Annotated in this window: 15 protein-coding genes; 2 read left to right on the forward strand and 13 right to left on the reverse strand. The window is 68.4% G+C overall.

The annotated features are described in order from the left end of the window. Positions 1-2: 2 nt before the first annotated feature. From G6034_RS12430 to G6034_RS12490, 13 genes are all read right to left on the reverse strand, one after another. Positions 3-896, reverse strand: coding sequence for an aldo/keto reductase (locus G6034_RS12430; protein ID WP_176635432.1), 894 nt, complete (start codon positions 894-896; stop codon positions 3-5). A gap of 142 nt (positions 897-1,038) precedes the next feature. Next, positions 1,039-1,329, reverse strand: coding sequence for an antibiotic biosynthesis monooxygenase family protein (locus G6034_RS12435; RefSeq protein WP_113716679.1), 291 nt, complete (start codon positions 1,327-1,329; stop codon positions 1,039-1,041). A 136-nt stretch (positions 1,330-1,465) separates the two neighbouring features. Next, on the reverse strand, positions 1,466-2,281 hold the full coding sequence (locus G6034_RS12440; protein WP_176635433.1) for an HpcH/HpaI aldolase family protein: 816 nt from the start codon (positions 2,279-2,281) through the stop codon (positions 1,466-1,468). Next, a complete protein-coding gene (hpaH, locus tag G6034_RS12445; RefSeq protein WP_176635434.1) occupies positions 2,266-3,051 on the reverse strand; it encodes a 2-oxo-hept-4-ene-1,7-dioate hydratase in 786 nt (261 codons plus the stop codon). The genes G6034_RS12440 and hpaH overlap by 16 nt, the downstream gene beginning before the upstream one ends. A gap of 36 nt (positions 3,052-3,087) precedes the next feature. Further along, positions 3,088-4,185 (reverse strand): 3,4-dihydroxyphenylacetate 2,3-dioxygenase, encoded by a 1,098-nt coding sequence (gene hpaD / locus G6034_RS12450; protein WP_176635435.1) that lies wholly within the window; start codon positions 4,183-4,185, stop codon positions 3,088-3,090. A gap of 29 nt (positions 4,186-4,214) precedes the next feature. Further along, on the reverse strand, positions 4,215-5,720 hold the full coding sequence (gene hpaE, locus G6034_RS12455) for a 5-carboxymethyl-2-hydroxymuconate semialdehyde dehydrogenase (RefSeq protein ID WP_176635436.1): 1,506 nt from the start codon (positions 5,718-5,720) through the stop codon (positions 4,215-4,217). 42 nt (positions 5,721-5,762) lie between these two features. Then, entirely contained in the window at positions 5,763-6,455 is a 693-nt protein-coding gene (locus G6034_RS12460) for an FCD domain-containing protein (RefSeq protein ID WP_176635437.1), read from the reverse strand. Beyond that, positions 6,452-7,924, reverse strand: coding sequence for a fumarylacetoacetate hydrolase family protein (locus tag G6034_RS12465; RefSeq protein WP_425485523.1), 1,473 nt, complete (start codon positions 7,922-7,924; stop codon positions 6,452-6,454). The genes G6034_RS12460 and G6034_RS12465 overlap by 4 nt, the downstream gene beginning before the upstream one ends. 254 nt (positions 7,925-8,178) lie before the next feature. Continuing rightward, positions 8,179-8,907, reverse strand: coding sequence for a helix-turn-helix domain-containing protein (locus tag G6034_RS12470; RefSeq protein WP_176635439.1), 729 nt, complete (start codon positions 8,905-8,907; stop codon positions 8,179-8,181). 186 nt (positions 8,908-9,093) lie between these two features. Beyond that, the gene (locus G6034_RS12475) at positions 9,094-10,596 is read right to left on the reverse strand and encodes an APC family permease (protein WP_176635440.1); all 1,503 of its coding nucleotides are present in this window, start codon (positions 10,594-10,596) and stop codon (positions 9,094-9,096) included. 194 nt (positions 10,597-10,790) lie between these two features. Beyond that, the gene (locus tag G6034_RS12480) at positions 10,791-12,200 is read right to left on the reverse strand and encodes an aldehyde dehydrogenase family protein (RefSeq protein WP_176635441.1); all 1,410 of its coding nucleotides are present in this window, start codon (positions 12,198-12,200) and stop codon (positions 10,791-10,793) included. A 213-nt stretch (positions 12,201-12,413) separates the two neighbouring features. After that, positions 12,414-13,409, reverse strand: coding sequence for an AraC-like ligand-binding domain-containing protein (locus tag G6034_RS12485; protein WP_425485524.1), 996 nt, complete (start codon positions 13,407-13,409; stop codon positions 12,414-12,416). Between the two features lie 262 nt (positions 13,410-13,671). Beyond that, on the reverse strand, positions 13,672-14,298 hold the full coding sequence (locus G6034_RS12490) for a TetR family transcriptional regulator C-terminal domain-containing protein (protein ID WP_176635443.1): 627 nt from the start codon (positions 14,296-14,298) through the stop codon (positions 13,672-13,674). Positions 14,299-14,454: 156 nt separating this feature from the next. On the opposite strand from G6034_RS12490, the gene G6034_RS12495 reads away from it, so the two are divergent. Beyond that, complete coding sequence (locus G6034_RS12495; RefSeq protein WP_176635444.1) at positions 14,455-16,431, forward strand: primary-amine oxidase; 1,977 nt, start codon at positions 14,455-14,457, stop codon at positions 16,429-16,431. Next, positions 16,409-16,894 (forward strand): hypothetical protein, encoded by a 486-nt coding sequence (locus G6034_RS12500; RefSeq protein ID WP_176635445.1) that lies wholly within the window; start codon positions 16,409-16,411, stop codon positions 16,892-16,894. Before G6034_RS12495 ends, G6034_RS12500 begins: the two co-directional genes overlap by 23 nt. The last annotated feature ends 24 nt before the right edge of the window (positions 16,895-16,918 follow it).

Genomic DNA, 16,918 nt, shown 5'->3' on the forward strand with positions numbered 1-16,918 from the left:
CCCTATGCCGTGGCCGCCCGGTCGTATTCGGCCCGCCCCGCGGCGTCCAATTCGCCAAACGTTTCCTCATCAAGGCGCAGCGCCGCGGCGCCAAGGTTTTCTTCCAGGTGTTTGACCGAGGACGTTCCCGGAATGGGGAGCATCGCAGGGGAACGCCGGAGGAGCCAGGCGAGGGCCACCTGGGAGGGTGTGGCACCCAGCCGCCGGGCCGCCTCGTCCACCGGGCCGCCGGGCTCGGCCAGCCTGCCCGCGGAGATCGGTGCCCACGGGATGAAGGCAATGCCGTGCTGCTCCGCGTAGTCCAACACGTCCTCGGAGGAGCGGTCGGTGAGGTTGTACCGGTTTTGCACGCTCGCTACGGTGAAGTACCCGGCGGCGGTTTCCAGTTCCGCCACCGTTACCTGGGAGAGGCCAAGGGCCCTGACCTTGCCTTCGTCCTGAAGTTGGCGCATGGTCCCGAACTGCTCCTCAGCCGGCACCTTCGGGTCGATGCGGTGCAGCTGGAACAGGTCCAGGGCGTCAACCTTGAGCTTGCGCAGGCTCAGCTCAACCTGTTGGCGCAGGTATTCGGCCCGGCCCAGGGGTACCCATTTGTGGGGTGCCGGGCGCGCCTGGCCGGCCTTTGTGGCAATGCGCAGCCCGGCGGGATAGGGATGCAGCGCCTCGGCGATGATCCGCTCGGACACGTCGGGCCCGTAGGAGTCCGCCGTGTCGATGAAGTCGACGCCCAGTTCCACGGCGCGGCGGACCGTGGCCAGGGCGGCCGCATGGTCGGCGGGTTCGCCCCAAACGCCTTCCCCGGTAATCCGCATGGCGCCGTACCCCAGCCGCTGGACGGTCCCGAGATCCTTGATGTCGATGGTGGCCGCTAAGGCCGATTCTGTGTTTTGGGCCATGTTCGGGCCAACCAGTGCCGCGCCGGCAATATTCCGGGACGTGCCTTGAACTTGCGCACCGTTGGCAGTGGGCCGTGCGCCACTTTAGAAGTGGCGCACGGTTGGCAGTTACCGGTGCGCAGGTTCAAGGTTCATGCCGGCCTCAGCCCAGGTCGACGACGTCGAACTCGAGCAGGTCCATGCCGCTGGCCACCGGCGCCTGGGCGGCGTGGTCGTGGCCGGCCCGCTGGGCACGCCAGTTCTCGAAATCCTCCCGGGTGGCCCACTGCGTGTAGACGAAGTAGCGTTCCTCCCCGGCGACGGGGCGCAGCAGCTGGAAGCCCTCGAATCCGGGGGAACCGTCCACAGAATGCTTGCGGGCCGCGAAGCGCGCCTCCAGTTCGGAACCGGCCTCGACGGGGACCTTGAGGGCGTTAATGACAACGATGGACATGGGTGCTCCTTCCGGGCCCGGAACGGCCGGGCCGCATACTCCTCCACGCTAGCGCAATGCACGCCATGATGCCGCCGGCAGCCCCACTGCGCGGTCAATGGCGGTAGCCACGGAAGTGCCCCTTGGGACGGGCGGGTCAGTAGCTGGCAGGGGTTTGGACAGGCTCCCCCAGCGGCGGCAGATAGCGGGCAGCGAGGGCCTCGCTGCCGCGGGCCAGCATCGCCACGTCCGCACCAACGAGAATGAAGTCCACGCCGGCCGCCAGGTAGCGGCGCGCCGTGGCCTCGGCGAAGGCGTTCACGCCCACCGGCTTGCCGGCCGCCTTGGCGGCCTTGATGCAATGCTCGACGGCGGCCGTGACGTCCGGGTGTTCCTGCTGTCCCAGCACGCCCATGGAGGCGGCGAGGTCGGAGGGTCCGATGAAGACGGCGTCGACCCCGTCCACGGCGAGAATCTCCGCCACGTTGTCCACGGCCTGGGCCGACTCGATCTGGACGATCACCGTGATGGTTTCCGAGGCGCGGGCCAGGTAGTCCGGGATGCGGTTCCACCGCGCGGAGCGGGCCAGGGCCGAGCCCACGCCCCTGACACCGAGCGGCGGGTACCGGGCGGCGGAGACCGCGGCAGCGGCGTCGTCGGCCGTGTGGACCATGGGGATCAGCAGCGACTGCACACCAAGGTCAAGGTACTGCTTGATGACCACGGTCTCGTTGACGGGCGGGCGGACCACGGCCTTCACCGGGTAGCCGTGCACGGCCTGGAGCTGGGCCAGCACGGACTCGAGCCCGTTGGGGCTGTGCTCGGCGTCGATGAGCAGCCAGTCCAGGCCGGCGCCCGCGCAGATTTCGGCCACCAGGGGGCTGCCGGAGCACACCCACATGCCGGCCAGCGGGCGGTCCGAGGCGGCGAGGGCGTCCTTGAACGACGGGTCGGGGTTCAGCTGAACTGGCATGTGATGGTCCCCAGCTTCCCGTAGTCGGCAAAGACGGTGTCCCCTTCATTGACCCACAGGGGCCGCGTGAAGGAGCCGGCGAGGATGAGCTCGCCGGCCTTGAGCGAGTCGCCGTGCGGGGCGATCTTGTTCGCCAGCCAGGACACGCCCTGCGCCGGGTGGTTGAGCACGCCGGCGGCCACCCCGGTCTCCTCGACGGTCTGGTTCTTGAACAGGATGGCCGCCACCCAGCGCAGGTCCAGGGCGTCCGGCTTGACCGGGGTGCCGCCCACCACCATGGCGCCCATGGCCGCGTTGTCGGAGATGGTGTCCACTATGGTGCGGCCCTCCATCTCAATCCGGGAGTCGAGGATTTCCAACGCCGGAGTGACGTACTCGGTGGCGCGCAGCACGTCGAAGAGGGTGGCGTCCGGGCCGCTGATGTCCTCCTTGAGCAGGAACGCCAGCTCCACCTCAACGCGCGGGTGTGAATACTGCTTCCACTCCACCGTGGCGCCGTTTTCCAGGATCATGTCCTTGAAGATGATCCCGTAGTCCGGCTCCGTGATGCCGGTGGCGTACTGCATTGCCTTGGACGTCAGGCCGATCTTGTGCCCGCCCAGCACCCGCCCGGCAGCCTCGCCGCGCCGCCGCCAAAGGTTCTGGACCCGGTAGGAGTCCTCGACCGTCATCTCCGGGTACCGTGCCGTCAGCCGCGGCACCGGCACCCGGCTCTTTCCGGCGTCGACCAGTTCATCGGCGATGCGCGCGATGGTTTCATCATCAAGCATGGTGTCTCCTCTATCGCTGGTCCCCAATGGCGGATGTTAGAGCTGTGAGCCCATCTTGAAGCCGATCTCCTCGGCCGGCTCGCCGTTGATCGCGTCGCCGGGGGCACGGGTGTAGGAGAAGCCGTCGGCGCCGACGGTGACGGCCATTTCGGACGATTCGGTCCGCTTGATGACCGGCTGCGGCTTGCCGTCCAGGTCCAGGACCAGGGAGGCCTCGGTGTACCAGGAGGGGACCACGGGGTTGCCCCACCAGTCGCGGCGCTGGTTGTCGTGGACGTCCCAGGTCACCGTGGGGTTGTCCGGGTCGCCCGTGTAGTAGTCCTGCGTGTAGATCTCCACCCGGTGGTCGTCCGGGTCCAGGATGTACAGGTAGAAGGCGTTGGAGACGCCGTGCCGGCCGGGGCCGCGCTCGATCCGGTCGGAGATGCGCAGGGCACCCATCTTGTCGCAGATCTGGATGATGTTGTGCTTCTCGTGCGTGGCGAACGCGAGGTGGTGCATGCGCGGGCCGTCGCCGCCGGTCAGGGCAGTGTCATGGACGGTCTGCTTGCGGTGCATCCAGGCCGCGTAGGTGACGCCGTCGGAGTCCTTGATGTCCTCGGAGACGCGGAAGCCCAGGTCCTCAAGGTACTTCCGGCCCTTCGGCACGTCCGGGGTGACCTGGTTGAAGTGGTCCAGGCGGACAAGCTCGCCGGCCGTGTAGAGGTCGTAGCGCTGGGTCAGGCGCTCCACGTGCGTGGTCTCGTAGAAGAATTCGTAGGGGAAGCCCAGCGGGTCCTCGACGCGGACGGCGTCGCCGATGCCCTTGACGAAGCCGTCCTTGCGGCGTTCGGTGCGGCAGCCCAGTTCCTTGTAGTAGGCCTCGGCGGCGTCCACCTCTTCGGGGGACTTCACGCGGAAGGCTGCGGCGGCGATGGCGGCCACGGGGCCCTGGCGGAGCACCAGGTTGTGGTGGATGAACTCCTCCAGGGAGCGCAGGTAGATGGTGTTCCCGTCTTCCTCGGTGACGTGCAGGCCCAGCACGTCCACGTAGAACTCGCGGGACCTGGCCAGGTCGGTGACGACCATTTCCATGTAGGCGCAGCGGACGATGTCCGGTGCGGGGACGGAGGGTGTGGGGATGAAGTCGGTCATTTCAGTACTCCTCAGTGAGCAGGGGGTGGTCAGTTGACGGCGGAAGCGCCGAATTTGGGGGTGTGGACGGTGCCGAGGGTGATGTGCACGGCCTGCTGGTCGGTGTAGAAGTCGATGGAGCGGAAGCCGCCCTCGTGGCCCAGGCCGGAGGCCTTGACGCCGCCGAAGGGGGTGCGCAGGTCGCGGACGTTGTGGCTGTTCAGCCACACCATGCCGGCCTCCACGTTTTGGGCAAAGTTGTGGGCGCGGGTGAGGTTCTGCGTCCAGATGTAGGCGGCCAGCCCGTACTTGACGCCGTTCGCCAGGGCGAGCGCCTCGTCGTCGTTCTCAAAGGGCGTGATGGCGACGACGGGGCCGAAGATCTCCTCCTGGAAGATCCGCGCGTCGGGCTTCACGTCGGCGAAGACGGTGGGGGCGACGTAGTTGCCGGTGTCCAGGCCCTCGGGGCGGCCGCCGCCGGCGAGCAGGCGGCCCTCGGACTTGCCGATCTCCACATAGCTCATGACCTTGTTGTAGTGTTCCGGGTGCACCAGGGCGCCCACCTCGGTCTTGGGGTCGTGGGGGTCGCCCACCACGATGTTCCTGGCCCGGGCCGCGTACTTTTCGCAGAATTCATCGTAGACGGATCGCTCCACCAGGATGCGGGAGCCGGCCGTGCAGCGCTCGCCGTTGAGGGAGAAGACGCCGAACAGGGCGGAGTCGATCGCGGCGTCGAGGTCGGCGTCGGCGAAGACCACGCAGGGGCTCTTGCCGCCGAGTTCCATGGACAGGCCCTTGAGGGACGTGGCGGCGTTGCGGAAGATGGTCTGCCCCGTGGTGGTCTCGCCGGTGAAGGAGATCAGCGGCACGTCCGGGTGCTTGACCAGGGCGTCGCCGGCAGCCTCGCCGAGGCCGTTGACCAAGTTGAACACGCCGTGCGGCAGGCCGGCATCCTCAAAGATGGTGGCCCACAGCGACGCGGACAGGGGGGTGAACTCGGCCGGCTTGAGCACCACGGTGCAGCCGGAGGCCAGCGCGGGGGCCAGCTTCCAGGACTCGAGCATGAACGGCGTGTTCCAGGGGGTGATGAGGCCTGCGACGCCGATCGGCTTGCGGTTGACGTAGTTGATCTGGGCGCCGGGAACCTTCATGGCGTCGTCGAACTGCGCCACGATCAAGTCCGCGAAGAAACGGAAGTTTTCGGCGGCGCGCAGCGCCTGGCCGCGGGCCTGGGTGATGGGCAGGCCCGAATCAAACGTTTCCAGCTCGGCCAGCCGGCCCTCCTGGGCCTCGACGGCGTCGGCGATCCTGTTCAGGACGCGGGCGCGTTCGCGCGGCTTCATGCGCGGCCACGGGCCGTCGGTGAATGCCTTGGTGGCGGCGGCGACGGCGAGGTCGATGTCCGCCTTCTGGCCGGCTGCGGCCGTCGCGTAGTTGCCGTTGGAGACCGGGTCCAGGACGTCGAAGGTCTCGCCACCGACGGAGTCGACGAACTTGCCGTCGATGTAGTGCTGGATGTGGGTGGGCAGGTTCTCCGGAAGGTAGTGCTCAGCCATGGGGAAACGTCCTTTTTTCTGCGGTGTTCGGGTGGGGGTCTGTCAGTACGTGGGCGTCAGCGGGGTGTGCGCCCGCTGGTCGGGGGTGCTGCGGGCCAGATAGGCATGCAGGGTCGCCGCGCGGTGGGCGCGCGCCGCGCGTTCCACGGTTTCGGCGTCCGCCCCGGCTTCGAGCAGGTTCAGCAACGCCTCGTGCTCGGCCACGGATTCGCGGGCGCGGCCCGGCACATAGCTGAAGGTGGAGGAGCGCAGGGCCTGCAGCCGGTTCCAGCCGCGGTGGACCAGGTCCAGGATGTGCGGGTTGGGACAGTTTTCAAACAGGACGCTGTGGAAGTCCAGGTTCAGCGCAGTGAACCGGACCGGGTCAAAATGCTCCAGGCACTCGCGCATGGCCGCGTTGACGGCCCTTGCCCGGGCGATGTCCTCCGGCGTGATCAGGGGGGCGGAGAGGGCGGTGGCCGCCCCCTCCACAATGCTGAGCGTCTGCATCGTGTACAGGTACTCGGTGGGGTCGATTCCCGCGACCGTGGCGCCGACGTTGCGTTCGAAGGTGACGAAGCTTTCGGCCTCCAGGCGGCGGATGGCCTCGCGAACGGGCACCACGCTGAAGCCGAGGTCCTCGGCCAGCTTGGCCAGCACCAGCCGGTAGCCGGGGGTGTATTCGCCGCCGAGGATTTTCTCCTTGATGGCGGCGTAGGCACGCTCCGACTTGCTGCCGGCTTCCTGGGTGGTCACGGTTGCGCCGCCGGGTTCGGATGCGTGGCAGCCCACTCGGCGAACTTGGCCTTCCAGGCTGCGTTCATCGGGTACAGGCCCTCCACGCTGTTGCCTTCGCCGACCTTCTCGGCAATGAAGGTTTCCTCGTGCTCCTGGGCGATGGCGCCGTCGGCCACTTCCTCCGCCAACGACGGCGGGATCACCAGCAGTCCGTCCGAGTCGCCAACGATGATGTCGCCGGGCTGGACGGTGGCACCGCCGCAGGAGATGGTCAGGTCGGTGTCCCAGGGGATGTGCTTGCGGCCCAGGACCGCCGGGTGTGCGCCGGTGAAGAAGGTGGGCATGTCCAGCGCCGCCACGGCGGCCACGTCACGCACGCCGCCGTCGGTCACGATCGCCGCGGCGCCCCTGACCTGGGCGCGCAGGGCCAGAATGTCCCCGACCGTGCCGGTGCCGGGCTCGCCGCGGGCCTCCATGACCAGCACGTCGCCGTCGTTCAGGTCGTTGATGATGCGCTTCTGGGCGTTGAAGCCCCCGCCGTGGGTCTTGAACAGGTCCTCGCGGTTGGGCACGTAGCGCAGGGTCCGGGCCGTGCCGGCGATCCGCAGCTCCGGGCGGGTGGACTTGAGCCCGTCGATGCTGACGTTGTTCAGGCCGAGCTTGCGCAGCTGGGCGCTGAGGGTTGCGGTGCCGACGCTCGTGAGCTTGCGCTTGAGCTCGGCGCTGAGGCCCTGCGGGGCGAGGCCCGCCGCCTCGGCGGAGCCCCAGGCGTCCTCGCGGTCGGCATCGGTGGCCTTCGGCCCGTTGCCAAAGTCCGCCAGTTCCGCGCTGCCTTGGACGACGGCGGTGCGCAGCCGGCCCGTGGACAGGCCGGCGCCCGGGGCGTCGACCTCGACCTCAATGAGATCCCCGGGGACGGCAACGGAGGAGCCGGCCGGCGTGCCGGTGAGGATGATGTCGCCCGGTTCCAGCGTCATCAGCTGGGACAGGTCCGCCACGATCTGGCTGAACGGGAAGATCAGCCCGGCCGTCGTGTCCTCCTGCACGAGCCGGCCATTGACCCAGGTGCGCACGCGCAGGGCGGCGGGGTCGACGTCGGCCGCTGGGATCAGGCCCGGGCCGAACGGGGTGAAGCCGTCGCCGGACTTGGAGCGGACGTTGGAGCCTTTGTCCGCGTACTTGAGGTCGTACACGCCGAGGTCGTTGCTGGCGGTGACGTGGCCGACGTGCTGCCATGCATTTTCAAGGCTGACGCGGCGGGCGGCCTTGCCGATGACCAGGGCAATCTCGCCCTCGTAGGCCAGCAGTTCGCAGCCGGCGGGGCGTTCGATCGCGGAGCCGCTCAGGCTCAGCGAGGAGGACGCCTTGAGGAAGTAGGACGGCTTGGCCGGGGTGCGCCCGCGCTGCTCGGCCCGCGACTGGTACGCAAGGTGGACGGCGATGACCTTGCCGGCCTGCTTGAGCGTGGCTGCAGTGACTTGTTCCACGGAACACTCCTGGGATCGGTTGGCGTGCGGGCCCTTCATATGGTCCCGACATCAAGTACGAAATCGTATACGATTACCTTAGCGTGGTGGCCTTGGTCACGTCAAGCCCCCGGGACGGTCGTTTTCGGCGCCGCCGCTGGAGCACGTCGGCCGTTGCGGCGATTGAAAATGCAGCTGATGCGGGTTGGTGATCAGCTTGACCGCATCTGCTGTCATTTCGATTCGGGCCCGGGCCGGGCGTCAGTTGCCCGGGACTACTGCAACTGTGCCTCAATGGTGCGGGCGCTGGCGGCGAGCCGCGCGCCGATGGCGGCCGGATCCGCACTGGGCCCGAGCGACACCACGCAGATGGCCGCCGGCATGCCGCCCGGGATGTGGATGGGTGCGGCGATGGCGGAGACGCCGGGGAGGACCTCGTCGTGGCTGGTGGCGTACCCCGCGGCCCGGGCGGCGCGCGCTTCGGGGCGGTAGGGCAGGCCCGGAGCGAGCCGCGCCCAGGTCTCCTCGCTGATGGCGGACTGGATGGCGATGCCGGGCGCCCCGGAGCTGAAGGAGTGGCGCGTGCCCGGGCGTTGGGCCAGGGTGGCGCCGGAATGCCGCGGCTCCACGGTCAGGAGGGTGACGGAATCCCGGTGGTCCCACACGGCGATAAACGCCGTCATGGCCAGCTCGTTGGCCAGTTCGGTGAGTTCCGGGAGCGAGGCCGTCTGCAGGTCGCGGTTGACGCCCCGCGCGAGCGCCGCCAGCCCGGGACCTGCCTGGACACGGCCGGCGTCGTCCCTCATCAGGAGGGAGTGGTCCTCGAGCGTGCGCAGGATCCGGTAGGCGATGGAGCGGTGCACGCCCAGCGCCTCGGACAGCTCGGCGATGGTCAGGGGGGACTGGGCCTCGGCCAGGATTTCCAGTGCACGGATGCCGCGCGAAAGGGTTTGCGAGTGTGCCGGGACCTTCGCCGCGGCGTCGTTGGTTGAAGCAGTGCCCACGTCATCATCCTTGTCAGGGACCGGCCGGCAGGCGGCGGCGCCTGCGGTTCCCAGCAGCCATTGTTCCGTATTTGGAAAGCCGGTTCAACTACTGAACTCCAGGCGGCCCAGCAGCTGCCGGGCGGCCCGACACCTGCCGGGCCGCCCGGGCCGCCCGGGATGGCGGCGACTGCGTTGCGGCAAGCCTCACTCGGATGCGTCCGGCGCCCCGCCGAAGCCGATGCCCGCGTACACGTCAGGGCGGGTGTTCTTCAGCCGAAGGCCCCACAGCAGGCCCGCGATGCCCGGGACAACCACGATCGCCGGCAGGATGACCGAAAGCGGGGAGAAGCCCGTTGAACCGATCAGCAGGTTGAAATTGAGCACAATCAGCACGAACACGATACCCAGCGTGATGGCCGAAAGTGCCGGGGCGATCAGCCGGGTCCAGGCCGAATATTCGCCCGTGTGCTTGCGGAAGTAGCCGATCACCGCCACCGAGATCATCACGAGCAGCAGCACCAGGCCGAACGCGCCGGTGTTCGTCAGCCACGTAAAGAACGTCAGCACCGGGTACAGCGTCCCGAGATTGGATCCGGTGCCGGCGATCGCGAAAATAACCAGCATGGCAAGGGCCACCCCGGACTGGACGAGGGATCCGGCCACCGGGGCATGGCGCCGGTTGACGCGGGCCAGGGACCGGGGAAGGACGCCCTCGCGGCCGAGTGAGAACGCATAACGGGCCACGGCGTTGTGGAAGGCAATGAGTGCGGCCAGCAGGCTGGTCACGAACAGCACCTGGGCGATGTCCGAGACAACGGTGGCACCGTGGGCCGTGAGGAAGTTGAAGAGCAGGTCCGGGCCCTGCTTCTGGGACTCGGCGATGATTTTGTCCGGTCCTGTGCCGATCATCATGGCCCATGAGGAGACAGCGTAGAACACCGAGATGATCCCGACGGCGATGAAGGTGGCCCGTGCGATGGAGCGCTTCGGGTCCTTCGCCTCCTCGCTATAGATCGCGGCGGACTCGAAGCCCATGAAGGCAGCCATGCTGAATGACAATGCGGCGCCCACGCTGGCCGTGAAAAGGTCCGACGGCGCGAGGCCGGCGCCGCTGACACCCTCCGGATGGACGGCGAAGGAGATGACGTCGTAAACGATGACCGCCAGGAACTCGCCGACCACGAGCACGCCGATCACCTTGGCTGAGAGGTCGACCTTGTTCACGCCAAGCCACCCGACAACCACAAAGCCAACGAGCGCCGCGGCCCACCATGGGATGTTGGTGCCGAGCTTGCCGTTGATGAATGACGCCAGTGCGAACCCGAACAGACCGTAGATGCCCACCTGCATGGCGTTGTAGGAAATCAACGCCACCCAGGCCGCCCCGACGCCCGCCGCCCGCCCGATGCCCTGGGCGATGTAGGCGTAGAACGCCCCCGCGTTGCGGATGTGCGAACTCATGGCCGCATAGCCGACGGCGAACAGGGCCAGGCACACCCCCAGCACGACGAAGGAAAGCGGGACACCCATATTGGCGCTGACCGCGAAGTTGCTCGGCACGCCGCCACCGACCACCGTCAGGGGGGCGGAGGCGGCGATGATCATGAAGACGAGCGCGGGCACACCGAGCGTCCGCTTGCTCAATCCTTTGCTGGGCCCGGTGCCGGCGACGCTGTGGCCGACGGGAAGGGTTTGTTCGTGTGACATTAAAACCTCCATTGGGAGAATAAAGATACCTCTAGCGTGTCAGGGATCACAGCCGTCGGTTTGTTGCTGACGGCACCGGCGTTGTCTACCCGTGCAGATATTTCTCCCGCCCCGCGGTTCCGGGAATGACGCAGGAGGCTGCCGGGCCGCCGCCGCGCATGCGGCAGCGGCCCGGCAGCCTCCCTGACCGGCGATCAGCCGTTGATGACCTGCGGCACGCCGAGGGCCTTGAGCCCTTCGACGCCGAACTCAAGTCCGTAGCCGGACTGCTTGGCGCCGCCGAAGGGGACGCGGGGGTCCACGGCGCCGTGCTTGTTGATCCACACGGTCCCGGCCTCGATGCGCGCCGCCACGGCGCGGGCCCGGGCGGGGTCGGAGGACCAGACGGAGGCGCCGAGGCCGACGTCGAGCGCGTTGGCCATGGCCACCGCCTCGTCGACGGAGCTGTAGCGGATGATCGGCAGGGCCGGGCCGAACTGTTCCTGCGCGACGAGCGGGTTGCTGTTGTCAATGTCCGCAATGAGGGTGGTGGGGTAGAAGTAGCCGGGCTGCCCCGCCTCCGGGTTTCCACCCAGGAGCACCCGCGCGCCGGAGTCCTTGGCTGCCTGCACCAGGCGGGAGACGATCTCGAACTGTGCCTTGTTTTGCAGCGGGCCGAGCACGTTGTTCTCGTCCAGGCCCACGCCCATGGGCATGGCGGCGGCGACTTTCGTGAGGGCCTCGCAGACCGCGTCGTAAATGTCGTCGTGGACGTAGAGGCGCTTGAGGGCGGCGCAGGTCTGGCCGGTGTTGATGAACGCGCCCCAGAACAGGTCCTCCGCGATGGCCGCCGGATCGGCGTCCGGGAGCACGATCCCGGCGTCGTTGCCGCCCAGTTCCAGGGTGAGCCGCTTCACGGTGTCCGCGGACGATCGGATGATGGCCTTGCCCGTGGCGGTCGAGCCCGTGAACATGACCTTGCCGATTGCGGGGTGTTCGGCCAGGCGGGCGCCGACCTCCCGGCCGCCGCAGATGACGGAGAGGATGCCCTCGGGCAGTTCCTGGTTGATGACGTTGACCAGGGCCAGGACGCTCAGGGGGGTGTATTCGGAGGGCTTGATGACCACGGCGTTGCCCATGCGCAGGGCCGGGGCGAGCTGCCAGACCGAGATCATCATGGGCCAGTTCCACGGGCCGATCGCGCCGACGACGCCGATGGGGCGGTAGTGGAGTTCGGCGTGCGTTTCGCCGTCGTCCACCACAGTCTCCGTGGACAGTTCGGTCGCTGCTGCGGCGCGCAGCCACGCGGCGCAGGCGCCCACCTCGAACCGGGCGTTGGGGCCGTTGAGCGGCTTGCCCTGCTCGCGGGAAAGCAGCACGGCCAGTGCCTCGGAGGAACGTTCGACGGCGTCTGCCGCCCGCAGGAGGGCGGCGCTGCGGGCCTCGTGGCCCAGGGCCGCCCAGGCGGGCTGGGCGGCGGCGGCGGCGGCGATGGCGCGTTCCAGGTCCTCGACGGTGTGCACGGGGGCTTCCCCGACGGGCTCGCCCGTGGCGGGATCCAGCAGCGTCCGGGTTGTGCCGGAAGCCGGTGATGTGGCGGTGAGGATGCTGGCGTACGTTTCCATGAAAACTCCGCTTCGAGTCGGTGGGTGAAATGCGTTCGGCTGTTGCCGTGGGTGTGTCCAGTCTCTCCGGCCGCCGTCCGCCTGTCTTGTCATTCCGCGAATGCCAGTTGGCCGCGGGCGAACGGGGCCGCCGTGGAGGGGGTGGGTGTCACATATTGCCTCTGAAAGGACGTTACGGGCCAAGGGAAAAAGCGGCGGTTGGGGGCGCGGCGCTCATGACGCCGACTGCGTTCGCGGTGCCGGCCGGCGGTAGCTGCTGGGCGGCTCGCCAAAGGCGGCCCGGAAAATGCGGCTGAAGTGGGCGGCGTCGACAAAGCCCCAGCGGGCGGCAATGGCGCTGACCGCGCGATGCGCCTGGAGCGGATCGCGCAGTTCACGCCGGCAATTCTCCAGCCGCCGCGTGCGGATCCACTGCGCCACCGTGGTGCCCGCCTCCTGGAAGACGTTGTGCAGGTGGCGGGTGGAAATGAAGTGCGCGGCCGCAACACTGGCGGGGGAAAGGGCGGGATCGGCCAGGTTGGCCTCAATGAAGCGGCGGATCCGGCCTAACAGTTCAGCGTGAGGGTGTTCCGTGTTGTCCGGGCGCCGGTCAAGCTCGGAGGCAAACATGGTGCTGAGCAGGTCCACCGTGTTGTGCGCCAGCCGGTGCCCGCTGGGCCCGGAGAGGACCTCGAGATTTTCGGCCAGTTGGGTCATGAAGGGGCTGATCATCCGGCCCAGGCCCTGGTCGGCGGCCATGCGCGTCGCGGTAAGTGCGCCCACGGAGCCGGCCGGCAGGTCCAGGGCGTCGTGCGGGAACATGAGCACCAGGGTGCGGAAATCGGACTCGAAGGCCAGCGTGTAGGGGCGGTGCGTGTCATACACGGCCAGGTCCCCGGGGCGCAGGACGGCCTCGCGGTTGTCCTGGACCAGGATCGCGGTGCCGGCCAGCTGCAGGTTGAGCTTGAAGTACAGCCTGTCGGAGCGTGCGATCAGCGACGGGGTCCGGTGCACGCTGTGCCCCGTGGCCGTGACCTCCACGATGGACAACTCGTCCAGAAGCCGGGAACGGAGCCTGCCGTGGAAGTTGGAGGGGTCGCTGGAGCGGACATGGAGCGGGACGAACGATTCCGAAATGAGGTCGTGCCAGTCGGCGAAGGAATGGGCCACGGCCGTCTGGACGGCGTCCGCCGTGCCGGCGTCGGCCGGGATGGCGGGGGCGGCCGGGATGGCGGGGGCGGCCGCCGTGGGGAATCTGGTGGCGGGGAAGGCGGTCATGGGCAAAAATCCCTGGGGGTGCGAGTGCCTGTGAGGCGGGAGGTTGCCGGCCGCCGTGGGCCGCGCGGGGACGCTGACGGCACCCGGGCGAAACTGTGGCGGACAACACTTTTTCATCACTTTAGCGGCTGGTGCGACCCCTGTCACTTATTTTCGACAATTGGCGAATAACCCGCCCACTGTTGTTGGAGATGACCACCTCCTTTGAGCGTTTTCAGGCGTCGTTTTCTCCAACCTCACCGCGGGCGGGGACGGGGCGGAGGAGGGTGAGGTAGGCGTCCAGGGCGGCGTCCAGCTGGGCTGGCAGGTGTTCCCCGGGGGACATGGCCGCGACGATTTGGGCCCCAAGCAGCATGCTCATCAATTGGTTCACAATGTCTTCTTCGCCGACGGCGGCGGTGACTTCCCCGCGGTCCCGGGCCTCGCGGAGGTGTCCCTGCAGCGCGGCGCGCCACTGGTTCATGGAGGTTTCGTGCAGCTCGGCCTTGGCGGGGTCGGTCAGGGCCTTCTGCCAAAAGGGGATGACGATCCTGGCCTCGTTGATGCGGTCCTCGTCCAGCGGCAGCACCTCCTGGCAGAAGGCGCGCAGCGCCTCCAGCCCCGCCTTGCCGGCGGACCTGCCGGCAATGCGCTGGTTGGTCCGGTTGAAGACGTGGCCAAAGGCAAAGGTGATCAGATCATCCTTCGTGGGGAAGTAGGGCTTCAGCGCGCCGTTGGCGAAGCCGGCCTCGAGGGCGATTTCGCGCATCGTGGCACCCTCGATCCCGTGCCGGGCAATGATCCGCCAGGTGGCGTCCACCAGTTCAATCCGACGCTGGTCGTGGTCGACAATCTTGGGCACTGAAGTTCTCCTGGTGGGCCGTGTCGGCAAACAAATGGGGACGGACCCCTTGTGATGCATCTTACGTGTGGGTATTCTCTACATTCATAGAATAAAAAAATGTGGGCTGGCGCACGCCGGCCATCCCACTTCGGAAAGCCACTGGAAAGAGAAGCCATGACAGCCGCCACCGTCACCGACGTTGCCCCCCACTCACTGGCCAGCGCCGCGGAAATCACCGCAGTGCGCGACATCCTGCACAGGGAAGGGCTGCTGGGGGAGTCGGCGCGCATCGCCTACCTCGGCCTGCTCGACCCGCCCCGCGGACAGCAGGAGGACGCGCCGGTGAACCGCCGTTTCCGGGTGTTCCTGCACGACGTCGCCGGCGCCGCCCCCAGGGACGCGGTGGTCTCCGTGACCCGCGGAACCGTGGAATCCACCGTCGAGCTTGACACCGCGGTCACGGGCGAGCTTCCCGTGCTGGCGGAGGAGTTCGAGGTTGTGGAGGAAATCCTGGCCAGCCATCCCGACTGGCTCAGGGCACTGGAGGCCCGCAACCTCGACGTCGCCAACGTCCGCGTGGCCCCGCTCTCCGCCGGCGTCTTCGAGTACCAGGAGGAAAAGGGCCGCCGCATCCTGCGCGGGCTGGCCTTCGTCCAGGACTTCCCCGAGGACAGCCCGTGGGCGCACCCGGTGGACGGCCTCGTGGCGTACGTGGACGTGACCGGCAAAACGGTCGACTCCGTGCTGGACTACGGCGTGGTCCCCGTCCCCGCCGAGCACGGCAACTACACCGACCCGGAGCTGACCGGGCCGATGCGGGAAACGCAAAAGCCCATCAGCATCACCCAGCCCGAGGGGCCCAGCTTCACCGTCACCGGCGGCAACCACGTTGAGTGGGAGAAGTGGAGCCTGGACGTGGGCTTCGACGCGCGCGAAGGCGTGATCCTGCACAACCTGGCGTTCGACGACGGCGGGCGCCGGCGCTCCATCATCAAGCGCGCCTCGATCGCCGAGATGGTGGTGCCCTACGGCGACCCCTCCCCGGTGCGGTCCTGGCAGAACTACTTTGACACGGGCGAATACCTGGTGGGCCAGTACGCCAACTCGCTGGAACTGGGCTGCGACTGCCTCGGCGAGATCACCTACCTGAGCCCGGTCATCGGCGACGCCTTCGGCAACCCGCGCGAGATCCGCAACGGCATCTGCATGCACGAGGAGGACTGGTCCATCCTCTCCAAGCACTCCGACCTGTGGACCGGGATCGACTACACGCGCCGCAACCGGCGCCTGGTGGTCTCCTTCTTCACCACCATCGGCAACTACGACTACGGCTTCTACTGGTACCTCTACCTGGACGGCACCATCGAGTTCGAGGCCAAGGCCACCGGCGTGGTCTTCACCAGCGCCTACCCCGGCAAGGGCTACCCCTACGCCTCGGAACTGGCCCCGGGCCTGGGCGCGCCGTACCACCAGCACCTGTTCGGGGCGCGCCTGGACATGGCCCTGGACGGCTTCGCCAACCGTGTCGAGGAGGAGGAAGTGGTGCGCGTCCCCATGGGCGAGGGCAATGAGCGCGGCAACGCGTTCACCCGCAAGCGGACCGTCCTGGCCAGGGAGTCCGACGCCGTTCGCGAGGCGGACATGCGCGCCGGGAGGACCTGGGTGGTCACCAACCCGGCGTCCCTGAACCGGCTCGGCGAGCCCGTGGGCTACAAGCTGCACCCCCAGGGCCAGCCCATGCTGCTGGCCGATCCGGCCTCCTCCGTGGCCCGGCGCGCGGCCTTTGCGACGAAGGACCTCTGGGTCACCCGCTTCGCGGACGACGAGCGCTACCCGACCGGGGACTTCGTCAACCAGCATGGTGGCGGGGCCGGCCTGCCGGCGTACATCGAGGCGGACCGTGACCTGGACGGCCAGGACATCGTCCTTTGGCACACGTTCGGGCTGACGCACTTCCCGCGCGTGGAGGACTGGCCAATCATGCCCGTCGACTCCGTGGGGTTCAAGCTGCGCCCCGAGGGCTTCTTTGACCGCAGCCCCGTGCTTGATGTGCCGGCCAGCCGCAAGGGCGGGCACGGGGCCGCGGGCCAGGCGGATCATCACGCCGGCGACCAGGGCGGGGCCGACGGTGGCGATCACTGCCACTGCTGACACGCGGAAGCGCGTCAGTCCCGTGCGGCGGGCGGGGTTCCCGGCCCGCCTGTGCGCCGCCGTCGCCCTGGGCTCCGTCGGCGTACACGCCTGGATGGCGTGGGAGCACCGCGCCATGCCGTGGGAGGGCGCGCTCATGCTCCTGATGGCCGCTGCCTGCCTGCCGTGCGCCGTTTTCGTGTGGCGCCGCGGCCACGAGCGGTCCGTTCAGCTGCTCTTCGTGATGGCCTTGGCCATGGTGGCCGTGCACGCCGTCCTGCTCCTGGCGCCGGGCTCCACGGCCGGGCGCGGCCACGGAGGAATGGACCCCATGGGCGCCATGGGAACCATGGGCGGGAGCATGGCCGGCGTCGTGATGCAGCCGGCCCCGATGCTGGGCGTCATCGCCCTGGAGCTGGCCGTGGCGATGCTTGCGGCATGGGCCATGCGGCGCTCGCGGGCCTGCGGGGGGCAGCCCGCCTGAGCTGTTCTGCGTCCCGCCCGGCGC

The sequence above is a fragment of the Arthrobacter wenxiniae genome, from assembly GCF_013376105.1.
Taxonomy (GTDB): domain Bacteria; phylum Actinomycetota; class Actinomycetes; order Actinomycetales; family Micrococcaceae; genus Specibacter; species Specibacter wenxiniae.